This window comes from Rhodococcus sp. CX (assembly GCF_015865005.1).
Taxonomy (GTDB): domain Bacteria; phylum Actinomycetota; class Actinomycetes; order Mycobacteriales; family Mycobacteriaceae; genus Rhodococcus.
In genome coordinates this window covers 47,529-57,408 of the sequence record NZ_JADZGH010000168.1, presented here as the reverse complement: position 1 = coordinate 57,408, position 9,880 = coordinate 47,529, and the positions used below count along the sequence as shown (strand labels likewise).

8 protein-coding genes are annotated in these 9,880 nt (G+C 66.1%); 3 read left to right on the top strand and 5 right to left on the bottom strand.

Annotation, left to right across the window (positions count from 1 at the left end):
• The 3 genes from zwf to pgl all read left to right on the top strand — a co-directional run.
• Positions 1–1,462: glucose-6-phosphate dehydrogenase (gene zwf / locus I0Q12_RS17800; RefSeq protein WP_231610912.1), on the top strand; the 1,462-nt coding region annotated here is incomplete at its 5' end.
• On the top strand, positions 1,459–2,367 hold the full coding sequence (gene opcA, locus I0Q12_RS17795) for a glucose-6-phosphate dehydrogenase assembly protein OpcA (RefSeq protein ID WP_368862560.1): 909 nt from the start codon (positions 1,459–1,461) through the stop codon (positions 2,365–2,367). The genes zwf and opcA, both read left to right, overlap by 4 nt.
• Complete coding sequence (gene pgl, locus I0Q12_RS17790; RefSeq protein ID WP_197253150.1) at positions 2,360–3,112, top strand: 6-phosphogluconolactonase; 753 nt, start codon at positions 2,360–2,362, stop codon at positions 3,110–3,112. The genes opcA and pgl overlap by 8 nt, the downstream gene beginning before the upstream one ends.
• A gap of 477 nt (positions 3,113–3,589) precedes the next feature.
• Here pgl and I0Q12_RS17785 read toward each other — a convergent pair whose 3' ends face one another.
• From I0Q12_RS17785 to I0Q12_RS17765, 5 genes are all read right to left on the bottom strand, one after another.
• Complete coding sequence (locus I0Q12_RS17785) at positions 3,590–4,792, bottom strand: MFS transporter (protein ID WP_197253149.1); 1,203 nt, start codon at positions 4,790–4,792, stop codon at positions 3,590–3,592.
• 27 nt (positions 4,793–4,819) lie between these two features.
• The gene (locus tag I0Q12_RS17780; RefSeq protein ID WP_197253148.1) at positions 4,820–5,665 is read right to left on the bottom strand and encodes a 3-hydroxyacyl-CoA dehydrogenase family protein; all 846 of its coding nucleotides are present in this window, start codon (positions 5,663–5,665) and stop codon (positions 4,820–4,822) included.
• A gap of 278 nt (positions 5,666–5,943) precedes the next feature.
• Positions 5,944–7,143, bottom strand: a complete 1,200-nt coding sequence (locus I0Q12_RS17775) for a thiolase family protein (protein ID WP_197253147.1) — start codon at positions 7,141–7,143, stop codon at positions 5,944–5,946.
• A gap of 21 nt (positions 7,144–7,164) precedes the next feature.
• Positions 7,165–8,277 (bottom strand): ABC transporter substrate-binding protein, encoded by a 1,113-nt coding sequence (locus tag I0Q12_RS17770; protein ID WP_197253146.1) that lies wholly within the window; start codon positions 8,275–8,277, stop codon positions 7,165–7,167.
• Between the two features lie 34 nt (positions 8,278–8,311).
• A partial coding sequence (locus I0Q12_RS17765) for an iron ABC transporter permease (protein WP_231610911.1) occupies positions 8,312–9,880 on the bottom strand: 1,569 nt, incomplete at its 5' end.

The window sequence follows — 9,880 nt, the reverse complement described above, 5'->3', positions numbered from 1 at the left end:
GTGTGCGCTGGTGATCTTCGGGGTCACCGGCGACCTGGCCCGCCGGAAGCTGATGCCGGCGGTCTACGACCTCGCCAATCGTGGCCTGCTGCCGCCCGGGTTCGCTTTGATCGGCTTCGCCCGAAGGGACTGGGTGGACGAGGATTTCGGCCGGATCGTGCACGACGCGGTCAGGGCGAACTCGCGCACCCCCTTCCGGGAGGAGGTGTGGCAGCGACTCGCCGAGGGGATCCGCTTCGTCCAGGGCAGCTTCGACGACGAGGACGCGTTCGCCCAGCTCGCGACGACCCTCGCCGAGCTCGACAAGATCCGGGGCACGGGCGGCAATCACGCGTTCTACCTGTCGATTCCGCCGGATTCGTTCCCGGTGGTGTGCTCGCAGCTGTCGCGTTCGGGTCTGGCCGGCTCGGAGGACGGGCGCTGGAGCCGCGTCGTGATCGAGAAGCCGTTCGGGCACGACCTGGCCAGCGCCCGCGCGCTCAATGCCGTTGTCGGCGAGGTGTTTCCCGAGGATTCGGTGTTCCGCATCGACCACTACCTCGGCAAGGAAACGGTGCAGAACATCCTGGCGATGCGATTCGCGAACCAGCTGTTCGATCCGCTGTGGAACGCCCACTACGTCGACCACGTGCAGATCACCATGGCCGAGGACATCGGGCTCGGGGGCCGCGCCGGATACTACGACGGCATCGGCGCCGCGCGCGACGTCATCCAGAACCATCTGCTGCAGCTGCTCGCGTTCATCGCGATGGAGGAACCGATCAGCTTCGATCCGGCCGAACTGCGGGCCGAGAAGATCAAGGTGCTCTCGGCGACGCGGCTCGCCGAACCGCTCGACGAGACCACCGCGCGCGGACAGTACGTCGCGGGCTGGCAGAACGGCGGCGAGGTCGTCGGGTTGCACGAGGAGCAGGGTTTCGCGCCGGACTCGACGACGGAGACGTTCGCGGCGATCACCTGTGAGATCAACACCCGCCGTTGGGCGGGCGTGCCGTTCTATCTGCGCACCGGCAAGCGGCTGGGGCGTCGCGTCACCGAGATCGCGATCGTGTTCAAGCGGGCGCCGCACCTGCCGTTCGACGACACCATGACCACCGAGCTGGGCCAGAACGCGCTGGTGATCCGGGTGCAGCCGGACGAGGGCGTCACGCTCCGGTTCGGGTCGAAGGTGCCCGGGTCCTCGATGGAGGTCCGGGACGTGAACATGGACTTCAGCTACGGCCAGGCGTTCACCGAGTCGTCGCCGGAGGCGTACGAGCGGCTGATCCTCGACGTGCTGCTCGGCGAACCGTCGCTGTTCCCGGTCGACGAAGAGGTCGAGTTGTCCTGGAAGATCCTCGATCCGGTGCTCGAGCACTGGGCCGCCCACGGTGTCCCGGAACCGTACGAGGCCGGGACCTGGGGCCCGCCGTCGGCGGACGAGATGCTGCGCCGCTCCGGCCGCGAATGGAGGCGACCGTGAGGGTTCAGCTGCGCAACGCGACCGCGATCGACATCGGCAAGAAGCTCGTGGAGCTGCGCCGCAACGGTGGGGTCGTCACGCAGGGCCGCGTGCTCACGCTCGTGGTGTGCACCGACGGCGGTCGCGGTCTCGAACCGGCGATCGCCGCCGCGACCGCCGCGGCCCGCGAACATCCGTGTCGCGTCATCGTCGTCGGCCGGGTCAACGACGGCGACGTCCCGCGCATGGACGCCGAGATCCGTCTCGGTGGCGATGCCGGCGCGTCCGAGGTGCTGATCCTCGCGTTGCACGGACCCCTCGCGGACCATCAGGAGTCGGTGATCGTGCCGTTCCTGCTGCCGGACACCCCGATCGTCGTGTGGTGGCCGACGTCGCCGCCGGAGGTTCCCGCGAAGGACCCGGTGGGTCGCCTGGCGGTGCGCCGGTTGACCGATGCCACCAACGACGCCGATCCGATGGCCTCGATCGCTTCCCGGCGCGCCGGATACACCCCCGGCGACACCGACCTGGCGTGGGGCCGCATCACCTACTGGCGGGCGCTGCTGGTGTCGGCGCTCGACCAGGCCCCGCACGAGCCGATCGAGTCGGCGCGTGTGTCGGGGCTGGCGAACGAGCCTGCGCTGGATCTGCTCGCGGGCTGGCTCGCCAGCCGGATCGACGGGCCGGTGCAGCGTGCGATCGGCAAGCTGCAGGTGGAGCTGCGCACCCGGTCGCAGACGATCGAGCTGGTGCGTCCGCAGGACGGGCGCGTCGCCACGCTCAAGCGCACCGGGAAACCGGATTCGCTGATCACCCTGGCGCGTCGGGACTCGTGGGAGTGCCTCGCCGAGGAACTGCGACGGCTCGACCCCGACGAGGTCTACCACTCTGCACTCAACGGCATCTCGAAGGTGGAATATGTCTGATGCACCGGTCCGCGTCGAACGTTTCGCCTCGAGCGAGGCACTGGTCGGCGCGGCGGCGTCCGCGTTCGTCGACGCGGTGGTCACCGCGCAGCGTGAGCGGGTGAGCGCGTCGGTGGTGCTGACCGGCGGCGGCACCGGCATCGCGGTGCTCGAGCAGGTGTGCCGGGAGCAGGGCGGCATCGACTGGTCCGCGATCGACGTGTACTTCGGCGACGAGCGGTTCCTGCCCCCGGGCGACCCGGACCGCAACGAGGTGCAGGCGCGGGCGGCGCTGCTCGATCGGGTGCCGATCGATCCCGCGCGCATCCACGTGATGCCGGCGCTCGGGGAACCGGGCGGCGCGTCCCCAGCGACTTCCGCCGAGGCGTACGCGCGGGTGCTGGCCGCGCACTCCCCCGACGGCACGGTGCCCACGTTCGATGTGCATCTGCTCGGGATGGGCGGGGAAGGCCACATCAATTCGCTGTTCCCGGACACCGCCGCGGTGCGCGAGTCCGAGAAGTTCGTCGTCGGCGTCGACGATTCCCCGAAGCCGCCGCCGGCGCGGGTCACGTTGACGTTGCCCGCGGTTCGCCGCTCGCGGCAGGTGTGGTTCCTGGTGACCGGCGCGGCGAAGGCCGACGCGGTCGCGGCTGCGGTGGCCGGCGCCGATCCGGTCGATATCCCGGCGGCCGGGGCGCGCGGTCTCGAGCAGACGGTGTGGTTCGTCGACACCGAGGCGGCGGCGGGTCTGCCGGACGCCTGAGCACGCGGGCGGTCATCGTTCCCGTCCGTCGCTGCGGGTGTCGTCCGGGCGGGTGTCCGAGCCCGGCGTTCCGTCCCCGGCCGGCGTGCCGCATCCCAGCCTGATCGCGCTTCGCGGCCGGGATGCCGTGCGCAGCAAGCCCATTCGCGATCGTGTGCGTACGCAGTGCGTCGAGCGTGGTTCCATGGTCGGTGTTCCTCCCCCGTCGGGGACGACAGTGCTCGTCCTTACCTCTTTCGACGCGGCGCTCACTCGGTCGGTTCCACTCCGTTCGCACAACCCGAATCCCCCGTACCGTTGTGGTCGACAGATGACGGTGGCGCCCCCGTGTCCGACGGCAGGGCACCGCTCAGCGTGGAAGTGCCGACCGATCCGGTCAACCGACGCAATCCGCATTGTCCTGACCGGAACGACCGATTCAGCACGCTCTCACCGGCCGTTGCGTAGAACCCGTTCGATCGGATGCAAGAACTCACCTCACCGCGCCGCGAGCACGGGGCTCGTCTCCTTCCTCTCGGTGGATGCTCTGAGACTGCGCCAAGTAGTACCTCCGGCGCAGGCAAGGAGGATCCCGGTGACGATGAATACCGCACCGATACCCGTAATCCCCGACGCAACGCCTGCGCCCGCAGGGATGACAACCTGTCCGAGCCGATTGGCAGTCAAACGCAGCGACAAGGCCGCGGCTTGATCGGATCGCCCCGCGATCTCCACAACCCAGGTCATGGTGAGTGGTTGACCGACTCCCCAGAAGAATCCCGCGACCGCCAGCAGCACACCGATGACAACCTGATCGGACACCACGGCGACCAGTGCCATCGGGGCAGCAGAGAGGATCGGAGCGCTGATCAACAGCGATTTTCGATCGATATATCGCAGCATTGTCGGCAGCAAGAGACGGGAGACAATGGCTGCGAGGGTGCGGACAGTCAGCAGAACTGTCACTGCCAGCACGCTCAACCCCAACTGTTCCCCCAGGACCGGCAGGTAAGCTGCCAGCAGATCGAGTGCTACCAACACCATCAGACTGCTGTAGATCGCCGGTTTCATACCCCTTTCGCCCAAAAGCGAGGGCAGCGAACGTTTTTGGTACTCCAATAGGCTGGAATCGGCGCGGCGGTCCTGGCGGGAAATCAACCACCCGAACGGGACCGCAACGAGTGCTACGGCCGCCATGGCACCGAGGGCGACCGTTGTTCCCGTTGTCCCGCCTCCGACTCCTGTTGCTGCCAGTACTCCAGCGAGGGGAATTCCGACGAGCTGCCCCAGGGACACTGCCAGACTCCAACCCCCGAAACGACGGTCCCTGCGTCGCGGTGAGGACATCGCCGAGACGATGCCCTGACCGGCGACGGTGGTCAGCATCTGCGCGAATCCGAGAAGAACGAATCCCGCGGTCGTGGCAGTGAGGCCGGGACCGATGGCTATGAGCGCCGGAGCGACGACCGTGAGAACGACACCGGATCGCAGCACGGCCAGTGCGTGCCGCCGGTCCACAGCCCGTCCGGTCGGCACGGCCAGCAGGAGTGGCGCCAAGGAGAACACTGCGGTCAGTATGCCGATCAGAGCGACGCTGCCTCCGAGTTCGAGGACTCGGTAGGAGACGAGGACTCGGGCACCGGAGTAGGTCGCCTGAGTGAAGGCCGTCAGAATCAGGACGTGGGTATACCAGTGCTTCATTCCGGACTCGTTCCTGTACGCGGAGGGTTACCAGGCGTAGAAGCCCTGCCCGGTCTTCTTTCCCAGATCGCCGCGGGCGACCATGGTGCGCAACAGGGACGGCGGCGCGAATCGCTCGCCGAGTTTGTCGTGCAGATATTCGGCGACTGCGAGTCGGATGTCCAGACCCACCAGGTCCGTGGAGCGCAGTGGACCCACGGGGTGTCGATATCCGAGTTCCATTGCCCTGTCGATGGATTCGACGTCGGTGACACCTTCCTCGACCATACGGATAGCCTCGAGCCCCAGCATCACGCCGAGCCGGCTGGTCGCGAATCCGGGTGAGTCGTTCACGACGATCGGCGTCTTTCCGAGTTCGGTTGCCCACTCGGTTGCAGCAGTGACCACCTTGTCATCGGTGCTGTCGGTCCGGACGATCTCCAGGAGAGCCGAGGCCGGTACCGGGTTGAAGAAGTGGGTACCCAGGAACCGCTCCGGTCGTCGTAGTACCGATGCCAGCTCCCCGATGCTCAAAGAGCTTGTGTTGCTGGCGAGAACGGCCGTATCGGCGATCCGGTTCTCCGCTTCGGCCAGCACCGCAACCTTGATCTCGGGTACCTCGGGTACTGCCTCGATCACGAGTTCGGTCTCGGTCGGCAGTTCCGACGGTGTACCGACGACCTCGATGCGCCGGAGAATGTTCTGAGGCGTGTCGTCGAGCAGTCCTCGTTTGTCCGAGTGCTCGAGCCCTCGGGCGACGCGGTCGAGGACCCCGGTGGGATCGGCGGGTTCGGTGACCACCAGTTGAGCACCGGCGGCGGCGAACACCTGGGCGATTCCGGCGCCCATCCTGCCGCCGCCGAGGACACCGACGGTCTTCGGGATAGTGTTCATATCTTCCTCTTCTGCTGAGATCTGTTCCATGGCGAGAGTCGATCGCGGGTTCGATGACCTCAACTGAGATCGACTCGTTGTGGCGTTTCGACAAGTTCGTCGAAGACGAGGGCGTCGGAGCGCGAGCGCAGCCGGCCGGCTGGACCCTGGTTCGGGCCGACCAGCATCGGTGCGGCTGTAAGCAGACTCGAGGCGCCGAGAATCAGGCAGGACGTGGCAAAGCGCACCTGTAGGCCCTGTTCTCGGCATTCGGCAGCTGATATGTCAGCGACGTGCGCCTACGCGGCTTCGATGAGCAGGCTGACTCCTTGACCTACCCCCACGCACAAGGAGGCCATGGCGCGGCGCGCACGTTCCTGTTTCATTCGGGCCAGCAGTGTCACCACGATCCGGGCGCCGGAACTGCCGAGCGGATGCCCCAGAGCGATGGCACCACCGTTGCGGTTGACAATTTCGGGATCGAGGTCGAGTTCGTCGAGGACGGCCAGGGCTTGGGCGGCGAAAGCTTCGTTGAGTTCGACCGCGTCCAGATCGTTTGTGCTCCAGCCGGCGCGGGCGAGTGCCTTGTGTGTGGCAGGTACCGGCCCCAGCCCCATCAGATGGGGGGCGACCCCGGCGGCAGCGTTGGCAACGATGCGAGCCTTGGGGACCAGCCCGTGGCGGGTGACCGCCTCCGCGCTGGCCAGAACGACGGCCGCGGCTCCGTCCGCCAGCGCCGATGACGACCCGGCGGTGACGATGCCGTCGGTGCGGAACACGGTCCGCAATCCGGCCAGGGTATCCAGGTCCAGAGCGCGCCGTGGATTCTCATCCTGAGTCACCGACTTGTCCCCGTGCGGGACGGGGACGATTTCGTCGTCGAAGCGGCCGTTGTCGATGGCGTCGACAGCTCGGGCATGGCTGCGCAGGGCGAAGGTGTCGCTACGAGTGCGGGTGATGTTGTGCAGAGCAGCGACCTCTTCGGCGGTTTCTCCCATGCTCAGGGTGATCGGTTCGTCAGTGGCGGCGTCGTGGTCGAGGAAGGCCGGATTGGTGAAGCGCCAGCCGATGGCGGTGTCGAAGGTCGGGCCGGGCCCGGCCCAGGCCTTGGTCGGTTTGGCCGAGACCCAGGGTGCGCGAGTCATCGATTCGGTGCCGCCGGCAACGACGACGTCGGCGTCACCGCAGCGAATCGACTGGGCCGCAGTGATAATCGCTGTCAACCCGCTGGCGCAGAGTCGATTTACCGTGTACCCCGGGATGCTGTGCGGAAGTCCTGCGAGCAGGAGCGCCATCCGTGCGACGTTGCGATTGTCTTCTCCGGCCTGGTTGGTGGCACCGAAGATCACTTCGTCCACGCACTCGGTGGGCACTCGAGCGCGTTCGAGGACGTTACCCAATACCTGGGCGGCGAGATCGTCCGGGCGCCGGTGCGCCAGGGCACCACCGTATTTGCCGATCGGTGTGCGGACACCGTCGATCAAGAACACCTCTGTCATATGGTTCCTTCGGAAGGTAGGTCAGCTGTTGTAGTTGAAGGCGTCTTTCCATACGGCGACGACATCTTTCTGACGTGCGGCTTGATCTTCTGGAGTGAACACCTGGAAAGTCGGATCGTCGGGTCCGGGGAGCACGTAGCCGTTGCTGGCGAGTTCTCCCAGATCCGAACGGGAGGGGACGAATCCCTGAGCGGCAGCGAAACGTTGGCCGGATTTCGACATCTGCCAGTTCATGAAGACTTGTGCGGCGGGGTTGTCCTGCCCACGAGTGGTCAGCCCGAGGGGGGTGTAGGCTCCCGAGGCTCCTGCGGCGGGGAGGACCATCGTCACCGGTGCTCCCGAGCGGGCCAGCGCGACTCCGTTGTTCAGCCCGAGTGTCGCCACCGCGATCTCGCCGCGTGTGAGCGCTTCGATCTGCACCGAGGCGCTGTCGTAGACGCGGGGAGACAGCTCTCCCATCTGCGCGAGATAGTCTTCGCCGAAGGTGCGGATCAGAAAGTCCATCAGCGCCAGGTTGTAGCTGCCGGCGCCGACCTGGACGAGACCGATGCGTTCGCGTAGGGATTCGTCGAGCAGGTCTTCCCAGTTCGCGGGTACCTGGTCACCGGTAAGCACGCGGTTGTTGAACGCGAACGAGTACAGCGAATAGAAGCTCGAGACGAACTTCCCCTCGTCGAACACGACGCCGTCGGCGTTCAGCTGCTCCTGATTCGGGGTGGTGTACGCAACGAGGACGTCGTTGTCGGCGAGCGTGGTGGCCGCCTTCATGTCTGTGGTGCGGATGACGTCGACCGAGAGACGGCCTGCTCCTGCCTCGCTGAGCACCCGTTCGAGGAGTTTGTTCGAGGGCATCCGGGTGAATTCGACCTCGATACCTGTCTCCTGGGTGAACCGCTCGACGGTCAGTTGTTCGGCTTCGTAACTCATTCCGCTGGCCAGGCTGACGGAGTGTTCGCGGGCGGCGGCGTAGAGTTCGGCGTCGGCGATTTCTTCCCCGTCGATCACCAGACCGTTGTCGGTGCTGATCGACGGCAGCGGAAGCAATTCCTCGACGGTGGACTGCGGGGCTGTACCGCAGGCGGTCAATGTCAAGGCCGTAGCGGTGGCCAACGCTGCCAGAGCGATGCGCTTCATGTGTGAACCTCGATGGTGTCGGAGCCGTATCGGCTCACTCGGCGATGCTCTTGCCGAACCGGCGTGGCAGGTAGGACAAGATGAACACGATCACGCAGTAGACCAGGCTCAACGCTGCTGCCTGCTGAAGTGCGCCACCGTTTTCGAACTGGTCGAAGATGGCAATCGACAAGATCTTGGTGTCGTTGGTGTAGAGGAACAGCGGAACGGTCAGCTCGCGCATGCTCAACATCAGCAGCATCAGGAAACTGGACGAGATCGCGACGCGCATCAACGGAACGGTGACGAAGGAGATGGCACGGTGGCGGCGCGCCCCGAGCAGCACTGCGGCGTCTTCGAGATCGCGATCCGTGGACTGGATCGCGGCCGCGATGCTTCGCACGCCTTGCGGCATCTGCACGGCGATGAAGGCGATGACCAATACCCACAGAGTGCCGTAGAGCTTGACCGGCATCATCAGCCACGTCCACAGAAGACCCATACCCAACACGATGGCCGGCACCGCCAGAGGCAGCATGGCGACCGACTCGATCAGGCCCCGGCCGCGAGCAGAGGTGCGGTAGACGACGTAGCCGACCAGGAACGCGATCACCGTCCCGACCGCGGCGGCGGCGAGTGCGACGACGATGCTGTTGCCGGCGATCTTCCAGAACGAGGCGGAACCGAGCACCGCGTGGAACGATTCGAGACCGAGCGCGCCGGGGGCGAACAGTTCGGAAAGCGATCCGGTGTACTGGGCGCGGCGCACCGCGATCACCGCGAGTGCGATCAGGGGCAGGATCACGGCGAGCATCAGGTATCCGAGGGCGAGGACGAAGGCCGGCCACCGCATGGCACCGAGACGAATCCGACGGGCCTTGACGCCTTTACCGGACACCGTGGTGTAGGAGCGCTTCGACAGGGCTCGACGCTGGAGCCACGTCGCGAAGAGCACCACCGCGACCATGAGCACGGCCAGGGCGGCCGCTTCGTTGCCCCGGGACGGGTAGCTGTTCATCATGCGGTAGATGAACGTGGGGACGGTGTCGATTCCGCCGGGGCTGGCCAGTACCTGAGCGACCGGGAAGTTCTCGAAGACGAGGACGAAGATGAGCAACGTCGAGCCCAGGATTGCCGGCAGGGCCAGCGGTATGGTCACCTGGCGGATCATCCGCCATGTCGAGCTGCCATGGACGACGGCGGCGTCCTCGAAATCGGGATTCATCATCGACATCGACGCATGGATCAGCAGAAAGGCGTACGGCGCGTAGAACATCGCCATGATCAGCACGATGCCGGGAATACTGTAGACGTTCATTTCGATGCCGAGGCCGATGTCTCGCGAGGCGATGTTGAGCAACCCGGCTCCGGGACTGCCGAGAATCGACCAGGCCAGTGCTCCGACGTAGGACGGTAGGAACATCGGGGTCAGACCGATGAGGTAGACCAGCGGCCGCATCGGAATGTCGGTGCGGGCCGTCAGGAACGCCACACTTCCACCGATGAGGACGGCGAGTACCGCTGACAAGACCGCGATGAGCAGTGAATTCGACGCGGCTCCGCGGATCGCCGGGTCGGCGAGGACAGCGAAGTTGCCGAGGGTGAAATCGAGCGAGATGCTACC